Origin of the sequence: Paenibacillus sophorae (genome assembly GCF_018966525.1) — a bacterium.
Taxonomy (GTDB): Bacteria; Bacillota; Bacilli; order Paenibacillales; family Paenibacillaceae; genus Paenibacillus_AQ; species Paenibacillus_AQ sophorae.
In genome coordinates, this window is record NZ_CP076607.1 from 3,210,244 (window position 1) to 3,226,769 (window position 16,526).

Here is a 16,526-nt window from a genome sequence, read left to right on the forward strand (position 1 = left end):
GTTTCTCTTTATCTTCTTATTTTATCATCTAGAATAGGGAGCAGAAAGTAAGAATATGGAGGGATACCCATGAACGAAGAAGTTTCATCCGGGTGGGCGCGTTCTCTTGCGCTGCCTGCCGCCGGTTTTGCGCTGGCCGTTATTCACCAATATCTGTTCCTCGATAACCGTTACGGCGTGTCGTATCCGCTGTTCACCGTACTTTTTTATGCGTATATGCTGTACTTTGCCAAGGACAAAATCCGGAAACCCGCGGCGGCGGGATATGTCGGTCTGGCCTATATCTTTTTGCTCTCTCTGACCTATGGGCTGCTCGCTAACGATTTTTTTCATAATTTGAACAAGCTTGTCATCCCGGTGGCGATCCTGCTTCATCTGGCTTATATGATCGGCGACGAAAGACCGGCGTGGGACCGCTTCTCCCTGGTCTTCAGCATGTTGGACCATCTGATTCCGCAGAGTCTGCGGCAGTGGCCCCGGATCGTTGATGTCTTCAAGAGAGCCTCGGGACAATCGGAGAAAGGGGGGAACAGCCGGGTTCTCGGCAAGGTGCTGATCGGTCTCTGTATTTCCTTCCCGCTGCTGCTGATCGTGCTCATGCTGCTGTCTTCGGCGGACGGTGTGTTTCACAGCGTGCTGTCGGAAATCCCGGTCTGGCTGAGCAATGTATCGTTTGTGGAAGGCTTCATCCGGACGCTGTGGTCGCTGCTGCTCGGGATGTTCTTCTTCGGTTTTCTGCGGGGATTTCTGTTTCCCCATAAAAAAGAGGATGTACCGGGAGCATGGAAACGGCCGGAGCAGGAATCCGTGGAGCTTCCCGATTTTCGAGTAGATTCGATCATTGCCGCGACCGTCTTGACTACGGTTAACATCGTATATGTGCTGTTTGTTTGTGTGCAGTTCTCTTATCTGTTCGGCGGCTGGCAGGGCGTGCTGCCCTCGGGTGAAACTTATGCCGAATATGCCCGCAGGGGATTTTTCGAGCTGATCATGGTGGCGGGTATCAATTTTATCATTCTGCTCGGGCTGCTGCTGCTTGGCACCAAGGGAACGGAGAAGCTGAACAAAGCGATTCGCGGGCTGCTCTATCTTCTGGCGGGCTGTTCGGCGGTGATGCTGTATTCGGCCTATACCCGGCTGGCTCTCTACGAAGAGGCTTACGGCTATACGACGATCCGGTTTCTCGTGCACGGCTTTATGATTTTTCTTGGGCTGCTGCTGATCGCGACGGCGCTGCGCATCAGCTTTCCGCGTCTTCCTTTGGCAAAATACTATATTGTGCTGGGTGCGGCGGCCTACCTGGTCATGAACTTTATCGGGATGGACGCCATTATTGCAGGTAACAATATTGCGAGGTATGAAGCGAGCGGCAAGCTTGATGCGGCTTACCTGTTTACGCTGTCGGATGACGCGGTTCCGCGGCTTATCGAGTTCAGCCGTAGCCAGAACGGAATGCTGGATAACGGCCTGCGGCAGAAGCGCTGGGATCAGGTACATACGAATGACAAGTGGCCTTCCTTCAACCTGTCCCGTCACAGGGCGGCGGCGGAACTGGATCAGTATTTTGGCAATTAATATAACTCTGCAGTACCCGAATTTTTACACTTATGCATTATTGATACGGTGTAATATTCTTGTTAATATGGCCTCACCTACATAAATAGACGACTAACGAATCTTGATGCTTGAATATCTAATCCCCATGTTGCAATGGGTAAGATGCAAGAGGAGTGGAGAGATGGAGAAAAAGTACGATTATTCATTAGATGCCATCAAAGGGTTCAGCTGTCTATTGATGATTATGGCTCACACCGGCATTGATTTTTCTGGGAGCAGCCGCTCACTTCAGATCATCGGAGGGTTGGCCCCCGCATTATTCTTTACTGTTTCCGGTGTAACTTCAATTTTCCAAAGCAAGAAAAACTTCTTGCCTCTTCTTGCTTTTTACTTCGTTTTTGCCATCATAGGACTATCGTATAATGCGCTGTGGAGGCCCTTTATATGGTCTGATACCGTTTCAGACGTACCCCAAATCGTTGCCATGAGTGTTTTAGGCATTATTTTCCTTGAGAAGTATCTAAGGCCTAATAGGTATGTATATCTTGTACTAGCCATCTTGATATTCACCCTGCACTTTGTTTTTACGGTACGCATACCTTCTTTTCCGGGCAAACAATTCTTTATTCCGGAGGGGGATTATACCTATTTTAGTTTCATCCCTTGGTTTTCGATTTTTTTGCTAGGCGTGTTCGCCTACCGGAGCAGCCAGTTTATAAATTTGATATTCGGCGTATTCGCTGGATGTCTTCTGGCAGCAGCCTATTTTCTAACCCCACGGGATACGGAATTTTTGGTTAAGTACAACATGTCGCTGGGATATTTTTTCTTGTCACTGCTGGTTCTGTTTATGTCGTTTTTTCTGTTCAGATCGATCCGGCATTATTCTTTGAAGAATCCGCTTATATTTTTCGGGAAGCATTCTTTTCTATTCTTATACGTTCATGTATTCATTATCTTTGTAATCACTCATTTAAAGCTGTATTCCATAAACATCTATATTATCTGGGCAGCGGTTTTGCTTACTACCTTTATCGGGATGACAGCCGTTCTATGGATCAACAAATATGTTGAAAAAATATTTGATTACAAGCTTGTCTGGCTCGCTTTAATGATTCTCATATTACTGGTGCCGGCTATCGTGCATTCTATTGGATTCATTGTTTTGGCTGAGACTGTTCTGGGCATGGCCTTTGCTTGCAACTATAAAAAACTGTCGCAGGTATTGACTCCAATCTTCACATTTACTCCAAAAAGCACAAACTTTCAACCGGGAATGAAAACCGGGGATGGAGTAGAAAGTACATTGATTATTGAACACAAAAGCAATATTTAAGCGCCAAAAAAGAGGATGTTTTGCAGTTGAGACCAAGCTGCGGAATTCCTCTTTTTATGCTGTTGTGTAGGATAACTCTCTAATGCGAAGAATAAGCAAGCCCGGAATGCTAAGCCTTCTCCGATTCTGCGTATTCGACAGAGCCTGTTGGACACGGTACAATGTTCCCAATATGTTCCGTGCAGGAACCAGGGAGGTCTGTTATGTCAACGAGAGTAGTAAACAATATTACGGAGCTGATCGGAGATACTCCGGTTGTTCGTCTGAACCGTCTAACCGGGCCGAATGATGCGGAGCTGTATGTTAAGCTTGAGCGGTTCAATCCGAGCGGCAGCGTCAAGGACCGGGCGGCGTATAATCTGATTCTGCAGGCCGAGAAGGATGGGCTGCTGAAACCGGGCGGCACCATTATCGAGCCGACGAGCGGCAATACGGGAATCGGACTGGCGATGAATGCGGCGGCGAAGGGCTACCGTGCCATAATGGTCATGCCGGACAATATGACGAAGGAACGGATCAATCTGCTTAAGGCGTACGGAGCCGAAGTAGTGCTTACGCCGGCCGCCGAGCGGATGCCGGGAGCCATCGCCAAGGCGCTGGAGATCGGAAAAGAAACGCCAGGAAGTTTTATCCCGCAGCAGTTCGAGAACAAGGCCAATCCCGACATCCACCGCACGACGACAGCGGTCGAGATTCTGGATCAAATGCGGGGTAATCTGGACGCATTCGTTGCGACATCGGGTACCGGCGGCACCATTACGGGTACGGGAGAGACGCTGCGGGCGCATCTGCCCGATCTGCGCATTCTTGTGGTTGAGCCGAAGGGATCGCCTGTATTGTCCGGCGGTGAGCCGGGTCCGCATAAGCTGGTCGGCACAAGCCCCGGGTTCGTGCCCTCTATTTTGAATACGGAAGTGTATGACGAGATTGTACAGGTTTCCGACGAGGATGCCCTGAGTACAGTGCGGGCGATGGCGGCCAAGGAAGGAATCCTGATCGGCCCGTCCGGCGGCGCGGCGGTATGGACCGCCATGAGAGAGGCGGAAAGACTGGGCAGCGGTAAACGCGTGCTCTGCATTGCCCCGGATTCGGGGGAACGTTATCTGAGCATGGGTATTTTTTGACGCGGTATACGTTTGAACAGGGGCGTGGAAATTACCTCACGAAAAATTAGCCTGCCTGTGGACTATGAAATCGGCCGTTAAGACATGATAACTATGATCCGAAATGAGGCCTGTATTTTGAAAACGATATTCCGCAAACTATGGATTATATCCGCCCCGATGCTTGGCGCACTGCTTCTGTTCGCCGCCACGGCGAGCGCCCATGTTACCATCGCTCCGGCGCAGTCGGCAGCGGGCGCATGGGAGACCTACACGCTGAAAGTGCCATCGGAAAAAGACTCGCCGACCGTTGAATTGGATCTTCGCATCCCGGAGGGTGCGCAGTTTATGCAGTACGAGCCGGTTTCGGGCTGGGACGTTACAGTAGATGGAAACAAGGTCACTTGGAAGGCGACCGGCGCCGGCATTGAGCCGGGGCAGTTCCAGCGTTTTACCTTTACTGTCAAAAATCCCGCCGCCCCAGGCGACATTGCCTGGAATGCTTACCAGCATTATAGTGACGGAACCCTCGTTCAGTGGTCCGGCGAGGAGGGGAGCGAGACTCCGCATGCGGTGACGTCCATTACGGAGGCGAGCGGAGCGGAAGGCGATCACCATCATTCCGGCATGAGCGAAGATCACTCCGCTGCGGATGGCGCTGATCATTCTTCGATGAGCGATCACGATGCGATGGAAGAAATTCCCTCCTCTACATCCGTATCGCCGCTGGTGTATGCTGCTTTTGTTATTTCGCTGCTTGCCCTTGCGTTGTCGCTGATCGGTTTGATCAGGCGGCGGCGCGCATAACCCAGGCTGATTGGGGTTCTCTTCGGTGCTCCTTTATCAGAGAGAAGGGAGGCTTTGTACAGATAATCATTCTGTTGTTGCCTTCCAGTAAGCTATCCATTGTAAAGAGAGCCGGTTCACAAAGAACCGGCTCTCTCTTTTGCTCCCAATGCTCTCCTTACTACTGGTCTTACAATTCTTCCACTTCCCGCAGCCACAGCGAGGCGGAGGCGTCGCTTGGCATGCGCCAGTCTCCGCGTGGCGACAGGCTGACCGTGCCGACTTTCGGGCCGTCTGGCAGGCAGGAGCGTTTGAACTGCTGGGTGAAGAAGCGGCTGTAGAACACGCGCATCCACTGTACCAACTGCTCTCTTGTGAAGCGATCGCCGAATGCATGCTGTGCGAGATACAGAATTTTGGCGGGCGGAGCGCCCGTTCTGAGCATGTAATACAGGTAGAAATCATGCACATCGTAAGGGCCCAGAATGTCTTCTGTGAGCTGGGCGATCTCGCCATCCGGTGAAGGCGGCAGCAGCTCCGGACTGATTCCCGTGTCGATAATGTCGTACAGAAACTTACTGGCGGTCTCGTCCGCTTCATGATCGGCATACCACTGGACGACATATTTGATCAGCGTCTTCGGAATCCCCGAATTGACGCCGTACATAGACATATGGTCGCCGTTATAGGTGCACCAGCCGAGAGCCAGCTCGGACAGGTCGCCGGTGCCAATGACGATGCCGCCGTTCTTGTTGGCGAGGTCCATCAGAATCTGCGTACGCTCTCTGGCCTGAACATTCTCATAAGTCAGGTCGTGCACGTCTTTGTCATGCCCGATGTCCGCGAAGTGCTGCAGGCAGGCAGCTTTGATATCGACGACCATCATCGAAGCGCCCAGCGCCTTGATCAGTCCGACGGCGTTATCGTAAGTCCGGTTCGTCGTTCCGAATCCGGGCATTGTAACGGCGAGCACGTCGCTGGCCGGACGGCCCAGAAGCTCCATCGCCCTTACCGCCACAAGCAGCGCCAGCGTGGAATCAAGCCCGCCGGAAATGCCGATAACCGCCTGCTTGGTGCCGATGTGGCGTATGCGCTTCATCAGGCCGGAGGTCTGAATCGACAGTATTTCCTGGCAGCGTTCGTCCCGTTTAAGCGGATTGCCCGGGACAAAGGGGTTTGCGACCACTTCGCGGGCGAGCTCCCGGGGAGAATCGCTCTTGCGGACGGGATTCGCGAACGAAATCTCACGGTAATCGCCGCCGCCCCGGCCGCCCCGGAAGGTTCCCATTGCCATGCGGGAATAATGGAGTCTTGGAATGTCGATATCGGCGATAGTGATCCGGCTCTCATGGGTGAACCGGTCGGATTCCGCCAGCATCTGTCCGTTCTCGGCGATAAGCGAGTGGCCGCCGAAGACGACGTCCGTTGTCGATTCGCCGGTATTGCAGCCGGCATAGACGTAACCGGCAACGCAGGAAGCGGATTGCCCCGAGACAAGCTGCCGCCGATAATCCGCTTTGCCGACAAGTTCGTTGCTGGCGGACGGGTTGAACAGCAGCACCGCTCCCGCTTGTGCCAGCCGGCTGCTCGGCGGAATGGGAACCCACAGATCTTCGCAGATTTCCACGCCGAAGGCCAGATTGGAATTGTCGTCACAGACAAACATAAGATCGCTGCCGATCGGGACTGCGGCTCCGCCGATGCGCAGCTCCGAAGTCTCCAATTCTTCGGCTCCGGCAAACCAGCGGGGCTCGTAGAACTCGCTATAACCGGGAATGCAGGTCTTGGGCACAATCCCGAGAATGCTTCCGCTCTGTATAACGGCGGCGCAATTATAAAGCCGGCCTCTGATGTCGATGGGCAGACCGGCAATCACGACCATGCTTAGGTCCGCGGTTTTGGCGGCGATTGCGAGCAGAGCCTCCAAGGCTGAATCTAGCAGCCGGCGCTGCATGAACAAATCCGCGCAGGTATAGCCGGTGATGCACAGCTCTGGGAGAACAAGGTATTCCACCTGCTGCTTGTACGCTTGTTCAATCACTTCGATAATTTTATTGGCATTAAACGCACAGTCGGCTACCCGAAGTTCAGGGGAGGCGGCGGCGACTCTTGAGAAACCGAAATTCAGCAATGGGTTCACCTATCCTCTTTATATGAGTGTAATTTCGTTGTCATTAAATTTAGCACAATAAGGAATCGTGTCAATATTGGCTAGATTCAGCGTTCTCCTTGACCAAAGCTCTCAAAGAACTTGGTCGCCAGGGTAGACGCATATTTTCCCTTCATCATAATAGCGGCAATCCGCGTGCGCAATGAGTCGCTGCTGATTTCTTTGTAGAGCAGATTGCCGCTGCTCACAAGCCCAAAGGCGGATTTAGGGATAATGCCGATCCCAAGGCCCGCGTTGGCCCACAGCAGCGTCGTCCGGGCATCGTCGTTCATACAGAACAGCAGCGGCTCGAAGCCATGCTCCAGGCAGGCATCGGTAATGAGCTGCTCGAACCGGCGGTAGATAATGAGAGGCTTGTCCTCCAGTTCGCCTAGCTCAATCATGGCATGGCCGGGTTTAAAATCAAGCTCCCGGGTCATGACGGCGATCATCGGTTCGGAATCGGTATAACGGCATTCGAGATTGGCCGGATTGAACGGTGTGCGCACGATGCCGAGCTCCACGATTCCCTTGCTTAAGAGGTCGATGATCTTAAATGTGTTGCCTTCATGAATCTCGAATTTGACTCCCTCATAGGTCCGGTGGAACTCGCACAGCCGATTCTGCAGCAGGGCGGAGCCCGAGGAGGAGACTGTTCCGATGGACAGCGTTCCCGTCAATCCTTTGACATAATCGCCGATTTCCCTGGTCGTCGCATCGGCCAAATCGAGAATCTGCTGCGCCCGGTTCCGCAAAATCACTCCCGCGTCGGTCAGATGTATGCTGCGCGGCCCCCGTTCGACCAGCTTGACGCCAAGCTCTTCTTCCAGCTGCTTTAACTGCTGGCTGAGCGGCGGCTGAGCCATTTGCAGCTTCTTCGCCGCCGAAGTAATCTGGCCTTCCTCGGCAATGGTCAAAAAATATTTGAGCTGTCTAATGTCCATTATGAATCCCCGTCCCATGGAATATGACTAACGTATCGGAGTGATACGAATCCAATATTATTAATATGGATGCAGTTATGACATAATCATAACTGTTCTTTTTATATTTGTGAAATATATTACGTATTTCTTTGAATGGGTGTGACTGCTGCAATGAATAAGATTACTGTATTTCTGAAGCCTTACCGGAAACAGCTGATTATCGGTCCGATTTTCAAGCTGCTGGAGGCGATCCTCGAACTGCTGCTGCCGACCATCGTCGCGCTGATGGTGAACAGGGGCATCGGATCGCATGACTCCGCTTATGTGTACCGGATGGGAGGACTGATGCTGCTGATGTCCATCCTTGGCTTCGCCTGCTCCATGGTATGCCAGTATTCGGCGTCCCGGGCGTCCCAGGGCTTCGGGACAAGGCTGCGGAATGCCATGTTCCGGCATATTTCTTCACTCTCCTATGCGGAGCTTGACCGGTTCGGCACACCTTCGCTCATCAACCGGATTACCAATGACGTGAATCAGCTGCAGCTGGCGGTTGCCATGCTGATCCGGCTTGTGATCCGCGCGCCGTTTATCGCCATTGGAGCGATTATCATGGCCATGATTCTCGATTTACGCTTGTCGCTTGTGCTGCTGGCGGCCGCGCCGGTCTTTGCTGTATTGCTGTACTGGATCATCTCGCGCTCATCGCCGCTGTACCGCCGGTATCAGCAGAAGCTGGATTCAATCGCCCAAGTGCTGAGCGAGAATCTGTCTGGCATCCGGGTCATCCGCGCTTTCGCCAAGCGGCGCAAGGAAAGGGAACGCTTCGGCGCAGCCGCGGACGATGTAACGGCGACCGCTCTGCATGTCGGCCGGATTTCCGCTCTGCTCAGTCCATTGACCTCATTGGTGGTCAATGCGGCCATCCTCGTGATTCTATGGGCGGGGGGCGTTCACATTAATGCGGGCCGGCTCTCGCAAGGGGAAATCATCGCTTTTATCAACTATGTCACCCAGATTTTGCTGGCGCTGATCGTCACCTCGAATTTGGTGATTATATTCACCAAAGCTAATTCGTCGCTGGCCAGAGTAAACGAAGTGCTGACGGTGTCTAGTTCGGTCACGGAGCCGGAGCATCCGATACTTCCGCCATTTGCAGAAACAGGAGATGCAGCCGCATCCTCTCCCATACAAGCAGGGCGAACCGATGGTTCCGAGCCAGCCGCTCAGGTTCCCGCCATTGAGTTCGACCATGTTTCTTTCGGATACAGCAGGGCCGGAGAGCTTGCGCTGGACGATATTTCCGTGAAGATCTGGCAGGGCGAGACCGTGGGTCTGATTGGCGGCACGGGCTCGGGCAAATCGACGTTCGTCAATCTGATCCCCCGCTTTTATGACGCCTTCTCGGGCGAGGTGCGGGTGAACGGAGTGAACGTCAAGGATTATCCGCTTCTCCGGCTCAGAGAGTCCATCGGCATCGTCCCGCAGAAGGCGGTGCTCTTTACGGGCACGATTGAGGACAATATCCGCTGGGGGAAGACGGAGGCGACCGAAGACGAAATCCGAGCGGCGGCGGCTGTCGCGCAGGCGGAGGAGTTCATTTCCAAGCTGCCCGAGGGCCTGGGTACGGAGGTTTCCCGAGGCGGATTGAACCTTTCCGGCGGGCAGAAGCAGCGTCTGACCATCGCGCGGGCGGTGGTCGGCAGTCCGGACATTCTGATTCTGGACGATTCTTCCAGCGCGCTCGATTTTGCTACCGACGCGGCGCTGCGCCGCGAGTTGAAAGAGACCCGAGCCGGGATGACGACGCTTGTCGTCTCCCAGCGGGTCGGCACCGTCCGGCAGGCCGACAGAATTATCGTGTTCGAAGACGGCCGGATTGCCGGCATCGGCCGGCATGAGGATTTACTGTACAGCTGCGAGGTATACCGAGAAATCTGCAACTCCCAGCTGTCAAGCGAGGAGGCGGCTTTATGAACGGCAAGCAGGTTTGGAAAAGATTGATCATCTATACCGCGCAGTTTAGAAGCTCCGCCATTCTGGCGGCGCTCTGCGCCATACTCAGCGTGGCGGCCAGCCTGATCGGTCCGCTGCTGATCGCCCGGGCGGTCGATAATATGATCGGACCGGGGAAGGTTGATTTTGATGCGCTGCTGAGGCTCATCCTGGAATTGGCGATTGTATTTCTTGCTGGTGGCCTGTGCGGCTGGCTGCTGACCTATCTTACGAACCGGCTCGCCTATCATACGGTAAACCGCATGCGGAACGACCTTTTCGACAAGCTGAACGTCCTGCCGCTGAAATTCCATGACAACCACCCTCAGGGCGACCTGATCAGCCGGTTCGTGAACGACATGGACTCCGTTTCGGACGGTCTGCTCCAAGGCTTTCAGACTCTGCTTACCGGCGCCGTTACAATCGTTGGCGCGATCGGACTTATGCTATATATCAGCCCGCTCATGACTGTGGTCGTGCTGTTGTCCGCGCCAGCTTCGTACTATATGGCCCGGTTCATTACGACGCGCTCGCAGCAGCTTTTCCGCGATCAGGCCAAAATTCTCGGCGGTCTTAATGGTTATGTGGAAGAAGTGGTCGGCGGGCAAAAAATCGTTCAGGCTTTCCATTATGAGGACAATACCTATGAACGGTTCGAAGGGCTGAACGGGGAACTGTATCAGGCCGGCGTCAATGCGCAGTTCTACGGTTCTCTCTCCGGACCGACGACCCGGCTAGTCAACAACATTACGTTTTCCGTTATCGCGATTATCGGCTGTATCGTCATTATTGCGGGACGATTGAGCGTCGGGGATTTGTCCGGCTTTCTGATCTACTCCAATCTGTTCGCCAAGCCTTTTAATGAAATAACCGGCGTCATTACGCAGCTTCAGTCGGCGACGGCCTCGGCGCAGCGTATCTTTGCGGTTCTGGACCTTGAGCCTGAGCAGCCAGACGCTCTGGATGCGTATGACCCTGAGCCGGGACAGGGGACGGTTGTATTCGACAAGGTCAAGTTTGCCTATGATCCCAAACGTCCATTGATTACGGATTTTAGCCTGGAAGTCAAACCGGGCACCCGGGTCGCAATTGTCGGACAGACGGGAGCAGGCAAGACGACGCTGGTTAACCTGCTGATGCGTTTTTATGATGTCGACGGCGGCGTGATCAGAATCGGAGGCGTGGACATCAAGGATATGACGCGCGACAGCCTGCGCCGCAATTTCGGCATGGTGCTGCAGGATACGTGGCTGTTCGGCGGAACAATCCGGGACAATATCGCTTACGGCAAGCCGGAGGCGACCGATGAAGAAGTCATTGCCGCCGCCAAGGCCGTGAGCGCACACAGCTTCATCAAACGTCTCCCGGACGGCTATAACACCGTGATCAGCGGCTCCGGCGACAACCTGTCCCAGGGACAGAAGCAGCTGCTTACGATCGCGCGTGTGATGCTGGCCGACCCGCCGATGCTCATTCTGGACGAGGCGACGAGCAGCATCGATACCCGGACCGAAATCCGAATCCAGCGAGCTTTCCTGAAAATGATGGACGGACGCACCAGCTTCGTCATCGCCCACCGGCTGTCCACGATCCGTGAGTCGGACCTTATTCTGTTCATGAAGGACGGCGACATCGTGGAAAGCGGAACCCATGAGCAGCTTCTCCGTCAGGACGGCTATTACGCCCGGCTGTACAACAGCCAGTTTGCGGCAGTTTAAGCGGGCAGTCAGCCCACTTTCATGCACCTTTAAGCATCAAGGATTATATAATATACCTGACCCCCAAAGATGTCACTTTACCCCGCCGGATGGCGGGGTTCTTTTTTTAGCAAATGGATTTTTATGTAAAATAGTTCATTTACCTATTCTTACCAATGGAATATACTGTCTTTACTCGATCAGATTAAGGGGGGGGGTGACTCATATGCGTATAGCGATAAAAACAATCGGAGTCCTGTTCAGTTTAACTGCCGTAGCTTTGGCTATACAAGTATTGATAAATAAAGGCGATCTCGGCTCTGAAACTCAGATGAAAATGTCCTGGATGATGCTTGCCCTGTGCGGTTCATTATTTTTTAACGGGCTGTCTGAATATTTGAAGAATAAGAATAGACGAGGGGTATATTCGACTGGGATTGCTTTGGTTTTTCTAGTAGTCGTATTAATAATAAGATTTCTTGGTTGATGAAAGTTCCTTCAGCACATGCGCCAAAGGCAAAGGGAAGGGGTTGCATCATTATTAACGTTGTTACAACCAAGCAACTGCAACATTATCTGGCAAGGTATCGTTATTTAGAAAGGAAGGGGCGGCATGAGATGAGTAAAAATTTTGCTTTCATATTCGTTGTTATAACAGCACTTTTGAGTGGATGTCAAAGTCCGCCAAAAAAAAGAAGTTGTTCAAATATCAGCAGAACAAGCCAAATCCGTTGTCCAGCAACATCATGAGAAAAACAGCAGTTTTGGTGAAGCCGAAATCATTTCGATAAAACACATAAATAATGAGTACAAAGTAACATGGGAAAGAAAAAGTAATTGCGAGAACGGAACGGATTATGTTAATGACAAAGATGGGACTATTACAAGAAGTGAGGTCTCTATCTGCTAAGCGAAACTTTAGAGAGATCTCGGGCCCTCACATATCTTTTTCCATAAAAAACTCCTATCGGAGGCTCTCGAAGATGTTGCCGAATCCCTCTTTAAGCGGTTGTTTTTCTTGCGATTAAACAATCGTTCAGCTCCGCTGAAATCTTATAGATTCTTTAAAAAAACCGCCCTCCGGCTTGTCGCGCATGCCATGAGAGCAGCTTTTTCATGCCATTCTTACATAAAATCGACGAACTCGCCCACCGGCTTGCGGTAGCCGCGCGGTCTGATCTTGCGTTGGTTGTCCTTGCCGATGGTGATCAGCATAACGGGAACAAGATGGTCCGGCAGTCCAAGAACGTTCTTGACGGCCTCCGGATCGAATCCGATCATCGGGCACGTATCCCAGCCCTTGTCTTTGGCGATTAGCATGAACTGCATGGCGGACAGTGAAGCGTTGCGGATCGCCTCGTCGCGCTGGAAAGCCTCTTTGCCTATGTATGCCTGATTGATCGCGCCGATCATCCCGTCATATTCCTCCTGCGACATCGCCCCCAGCATTTTGAGACCGCCGTAAATTTCCGGCGCCTGCTCGTAGGCATGCATATCGCCCAGGACGACAATGACTGCGGAGGCGGTATGAATTTTGTATTGTCCGTAGGCGCTCTCGCGGATCTGTTCCTTAAGCGCCGGGTCTGCGATTACTTTATAACGAGCGTGCTGTAGATTGAAAGCCGAAGGAGCGAGTCTGGTATGGGAGAAGATTTCTTCCAGTTCGCTCTGCGGAATTTTGACACCCTCCACGAAATTCATGGCCGATCTGCGGGCTTGTACAATGTCTAAAAAAGGGTTAACGGCTGCTTGGGTATTCATTGATATTGCCTCCATCCAATGATTAAAAATCAATTAGTTTAATAAATTAATATACTTACTAATAGTTACTTAATAATATATCATGGCTTCAATCGTCCGTCAATGATGCGATGCACATCTTCCCAGACCCCTGAATAACTGCCGGTAATGCCGCAAGCTTTCTGCTTTCTAGGGACCGCCGGTTTTGGGATTGCCAATATTTCCAAATCGTAATAGAGTCTAATATATTACGGGACGGATAACAAGAAGGAGGACTTCCAAAGATGCTCTTTAAAGAAAACGACGTGATTTTGTTCCAGGGCGACAGTATTACCGACGTTGGCCGCAACCGCTTCGACGCTTATTCGCTGGGAAACGGTTATCCCCTGATGGTTGCCGGACGGCTTGGCATGCTGTTTCCGGAGAATAAGCTTACATTCTACAACCGGGGCATCGGCGGCGACCGGGCTGCCGATCTCGTGCGGCGCTGGGACAGGGACTGCCTTGCGCTGAAGCCGACCTGGGTATCCATCTATGTCGGCATCAACGAGAGCTGGTGCCGGTACGACAGCGGCGATGAGACGACGCCGGAAGCGTACGAAGCGCAATACCGGAATCTGCTGGACCGCACGCGGCAGTCTCTGGATGCGAAGCTGATCATGATCGAGCCGTTCGTCCTGCCGGTTCAGGGACTGAACCGCGACTGGCGGGAGGATTTGGACCCGAAAATCGCGGTTGTGCGGAAGCTGGCCCGCGAGTATGGGGCGCTGCTGGTGCCGCTTGACGGTCTGTTCGCTGCCGCTTCGATGAAGGCCGACCCGGCCTACTGGGCCGAAGACGGCGTTCACCCGACCCCCGCGGGTCACGCGCTGATTACCGAAGCGTGGTTGAAAGCGGTTGGAGTGAACTGATTCATTGGCGGTTTCTCACTTGAAAGGATGCTTTTGGCTGCTCGGGCCGGGGCATCCTTTTATTTTTCCGCAGGCGGCGGAGTCCCTGATTTCTCCAGTTTCGGTTTTGCTGTTATAATATAGAGAACGCATGTTTCGGGAGGGAGTTGGAATGACCTACACTATAGCGGTAATTTCGGACATACATAGCAACGCACTGGCGCTGGAGGCGGTTCTGCAGGACATTGACCGGAGCGGCACCGATCTAATCGTCAATCTGGGGGACAGTTTGTTCGGTCCGGTAGATCCGCTCGGGACGGCAAGGCTGCTTAGGCAGCGCGGCGATATCGTCAATATCATGGGGAACTGCGACGAGATTCTTTTGGAGAAGGACAGCAACTCGCTGACGTACCGCCATGTTAAGCCGCTGCTTAATGCCGACACGGAAGCATGGATTGCGGACCATTTAGCCGTATGGCGCTATGAGGACCTGCTGTTCTGTCACGGAACTCCTTTTGCGAATGGACAGTATTTGCTTGAAGAAGTAACCGAAACCGGCGTTTTGTATAAAAAAGCGGAAACGTTGCAGGCGGAGCTGCACACTATACAGGAGCGCGGCATTTTCTGCGGACACAGCCATGTATATCATACCTTAACGCTGCCGGATGGCAAATGGCTCGTCAATCCGGGCAGCGTCGGCTTGCCCGCTTACGCGGATGATCTTCCTTTTCCCCATAGTATGGAATCGGGCACGCCTTGCGCAAGCTTTTGCATGGTTCGCAGGACGGAAGGAACAGGCTGGAACGTAGAGCATAAGCTGATCCCATACGATTGGAATAAGGCAGCCGATATTGCGGAAAGAAACGGAAGACCCGACTATGCGATTGCCATCCGCAGCGGTAGAGCACGGTAATTTACCGATTTAATAAAGAGAGGAATGGACATCTCATGACAAGTGATACAGAGCAAGATTTGGAAGGATTGAAAGCCGTAGGAAAGGTCGTCGGGTTCACCATCGCAGAGATGAAAAAAAGTGTAAAGCCCGGCATGACAACGCTGGAGCTTGACAAGATCGGAGCGGAAATTCTGAAGCGTTTCGGGGCGAAGTCGGCTCCGAGGGAAACGTACGATTTTCCGGGCGATACGTGCATCAGTGTGAACGAAGAAGTGGCGCACGGCATTCCGGGTCCGAAAGTGATCCGTGCCGGTGACCTTATCAACATCGATGTATCCGCTGAACTGAACGGTTACTATGGCGATGCCGCCGTGTCATTTCAGCTGCCTCCATACAACCAGAAGCTGCTGCGCCTGTGCGCCAGCGCCGAGGAAACGATGATGAGCGTAATATCCCATTTGCGTGCGGGGATGAGGGTTAACGAAATCGGCAGAGTGATGGAGTCGGAGGCCCGCAAACGCGGTTACAAAGTGGTGCGGAACCTGTGCAGCCACGGGATCGGCAAAACGCTGCATGATAAGCCGCATGAAATCCTGCCCTATTACAACCCCCGCGAGACAACCGTTCTGAAACCAAATCAGGTTATAACGATTGAGCCGTTTCTATCGACCGGCGCGGAATTTGTAGACCAGCAGGCGGACGGGTGGACTCTGACCGTACCCGATAACAGCCGGGTCGCGCAGTTCGAGCATACGATCATTATAACCAAGGGACGGCCCATCATCTTGACAGGCGCCTGAACTCTAATTTCGGCTGCTGTCCGGGGGCTGTAATGGACATTCAGCTTTAATCCAGGTAGGCGACGACTTTATTCAGTTGTTCCAACGCTTGCGGCGATATTTTCAGGGTGGAACTGGGCTCTCCCGTGCCTCCGTAAATGAAAGGATAGCGGAAGAGCCTGCGGTCCACAATGCAGGGCAGCGGAAGCATCAGCGATACACTGCCCACTTCATATCCGGTAAGCTGCAGAACCTGCTTGGGGCTTGCCATTTTTAGAGAATCATATCCCATAAGAGCCGCCGTTTCTTCCAGGTTGACACGTCCGCGGTCGCCGGAAACAATCAGGGCGAAGTACTCATTTCCGGCTCTCAGAACCAAAGCTGGCGCGGTCTGTCCAATTTCGATTCCAAAAAAGGCTGCGCCTTCCTGCGCCGTTTTAATCGGTCCTTCATGCTTAATGATTTCATATTCGACTCCTTTTTCCTGTAACACCTGTTCCAATTGTTCCTTGTGTTCCTTGTGTTCCATGAGTGCCTCCCAGTAACTTTTTCCATATTATAACTTAATTTATGCGATAATCGAATGGAGATATATCATATCAAGAATGCAGGACATGCCGGTCTATCCTGCGGAGGAGGCGTAATGCGGCCCTGGCCCATCCGCCGCTGCTGAAGG

General features: G+C 52.8%; 15 protein-coding genes. 11 read left to right on the plus strand and 4 right to left on the minus strand.

Annotated elements, in window-relative coordinates:
- Nucleotides 1-69 precede the first annotated feature (69 nt).
- From KP014_RS15085 to KP014_RS15100, 4 genes are all read left to right on the plus strand, one after another.
- Nucleotides 70-1,575 (plus strand): DUF4153 domain-containing protein, encoded by a 1,506-nt coding sequence (locus KP014_RS15085; protein ID WP_036589115.1) that lies wholly within the window; start codon nucleotides 70-72, stop codon nucleotides 1,573-1,575.
- Between the two features lie 163 nt (nucleotides 1,576-1,738).
- Nucleotides 1,739-2,893, plus strand: a complete 1,155-nt coding sequence (locus KP014_RS15090; RefSeq protein WP_036589113.1) for an acyltransferase family protein — start codon at nucleotides 1,739-1,741, stop codon at nucleotides 2,891-2,893.
- A 203-nt stretch (nucleotides 2,894-3,096) separates the two neighbouring features.
- Complete coding sequence (cysK, locus tag KP014_RS15095) at nucleotides 3,097-4,017, plus strand: cysteine synthase A (protein ID WP_090834633.1); 921 nt, start codon at nucleotides 3,097-3,099, stop codon at nucleotides 4,015-4,017.
- Between the two features lie 117 nt (nucleotides 4,018-4,134).
- Entirely contained in the window at nucleotides 4,135-4,803 is a 669-nt protein-coding gene (locus KP014_RS15100) for a YcnI family copper-binding membrane protein (RefSeq protein WP_051500227.1), read from the plus strand.
- A gap of 169 nt (nucleotides 4,804-4,972) precedes the next feature.
- Here the strand turns inward: KP014_RS15100 and KP014_RS15105 are convergent, their stop codons facing one another.
- Both KP014_RS15105 and KP014_RS15110 read right to left on the minus strand, forming a co-directional pair.
- Nucleotides 4,973-6,922 carry an NAD(+) synthase gene (locus KP014_RS15105; RefSeq protein ID WP_246590506.1) on the minus strand — a complete coding sequence of 650 codons (1,950 nt, stop codon included), beginning with the start codon at nucleotides 6,920-6,922 and terminating at the stop codon, nucleotides 4,973-4,975.
- A 77-nt stretch (nucleotides 6,923-6,999) separates the two neighbouring features.
- Nucleotides 7,000-7,875: a LysR family transcriptional regulator gene (locus tag KP014_RS15110; protein ID WP_036591457.1), complete on the minus strand. Its 876-nt coding sequence runs from the start codon at nucleotides 7,873-7,875 to the stop codon at nucleotides 7,000-7,002.
- Nucleotides 7,876-8,028: 153 nt separating this feature from the next.
- On the opposite strand from KP014_RS15110, the gene KP014_RS15115 reads away from it, so the two are divergent.
- The 4 genes from KP014_RS15115 to KP014_RS15130 all read left to right on the plus strand — a co-directional run bounded on the left by KP014_RS15115 (nucleotide 8,029) and on the right by KP014_RS15130 (nucleotide 12,456).
- A complete protein-coding gene (locus tag KP014_RS15115; RefSeq protein ID WP_036591454.1) occupies nucleotides 8,029-9,831 on the plus strand; it encodes an ABC transporter ATP-binding protein in 1,803 nt (600 codons plus the stop codon).
- The gene (locus KP014_RS15120) at nucleotides 9,828-11,567 is read left to right on the plus strand and encodes an ABC transporter ATP-binding protein (RefSeq protein WP_090834637.1); all 1,740 of its coding nucleotides are present in this window, start codon (nucleotides 9,828-9,830) and stop codon (nucleotides 11,565-11,567) included. Before KP014_RS15115 ends, KP014_RS15120 begins: the two co-directional genes overlap by 4 nt.
- A gap of 205 nt (nucleotides 11,568-11,772) precedes the next feature.
- A complete protein-coding gene (locus KP014_RS15125; protein WP_036590930.1) occupies nucleotides 11,773-12,033 on the plus strand; it encodes a hypothetical protein in 261 nt (86 codons plus the stop codon).
- 180 nt (nucleotides 12,034-12,213) lie between these two features.
- A complete protein-coding gene (locus KP014_RS15130; protein WP_051499565.1) occupies nucleotides 12,214-12,456 on the plus strand; it encodes a hypothetical protein in 243 nt (80 codons plus the stop codon).
- Between the two features lie 215 nt (nucleotides 12,457-12,671).
- Here KP014_RS15130 and KP014_RS15135 read toward each other — a convergent pair whose 3' ends face one another.
- Nucleotides 12,672-13,307: a nitroreductase family protein gene (locus KP014_RS15135; RefSeq protein WP_036590928.1), complete on the minus strand. Its 636-nt coding sequence runs from the start codon at nucleotides 13,305-13,307 to the stop codon at nucleotides 12,672-12,674.
- Between the two features lie 263 nt (nucleotides 13,308-13,570).
- Here KP014_RS15135 and KP014_RS15140 point away from each other — a divergent pair, with 263 nt between their 5' ends.
- The 3 genes from KP014_RS15140 (at nucleotide 13,571) to map (ending at nucleotide 15,871) form a co-directional block, all read left to right on the plus strand.
- Complete coding sequence (locus KP014_RS15140) at nucleotides 13,571-14,197, plus strand: SGNH/GDSL hydrolase family protein (RefSeq protein WP_090834639.1); 627 nt, start codon at nucleotides 13,571-13,573, stop codon at nucleotides 14,195-14,197.
- 151 nt (nucleotides 14,198-14,348) lie between these two features.
- Complete coding sequence (locus tag KP014_RS15145; protein ID WP_036600416.1) at nucleotides 14,349-15,089, plus strand: metallophosphoesterase family protein; 741 nt, start codon at nucleotides 14,349-14,351, stop codon at nucleotides 15,087-15,089.
- 35 nt (nucleotides 15,090-15,124) lie between these two features.
- Complete coding sequence (map, locus tag KP014_RS15150) at nucleotides 15,125-15,871, plus strand: type I methionyl aminopeptidase (protein WP_036600415.1); 747 nt, start codon at nucleotides 15,125-15,127, stop codon at nucleotides 15,869-15,871.
- A gap of 46 nt (nucleotides 15,872-15,917) precedes the next feature.
- Here map and KP014_RS15155 read toward each other — a convergent pair whose 3' ends face one another.
- Complete coding sequence (locus KP014_RS15155; protein ID WP_036600412.1) at nucleotides 15,918-16,379, minus strand: aminoacyl-tRNA deacylase; 462 nt, start codon at nucleotides 16,377-16,379, stop codon at nucleotides 15,918-15,920.
- Between the last annotated feature and the right edge of the window lie 147 nt (nucleotides 16,380-16,526).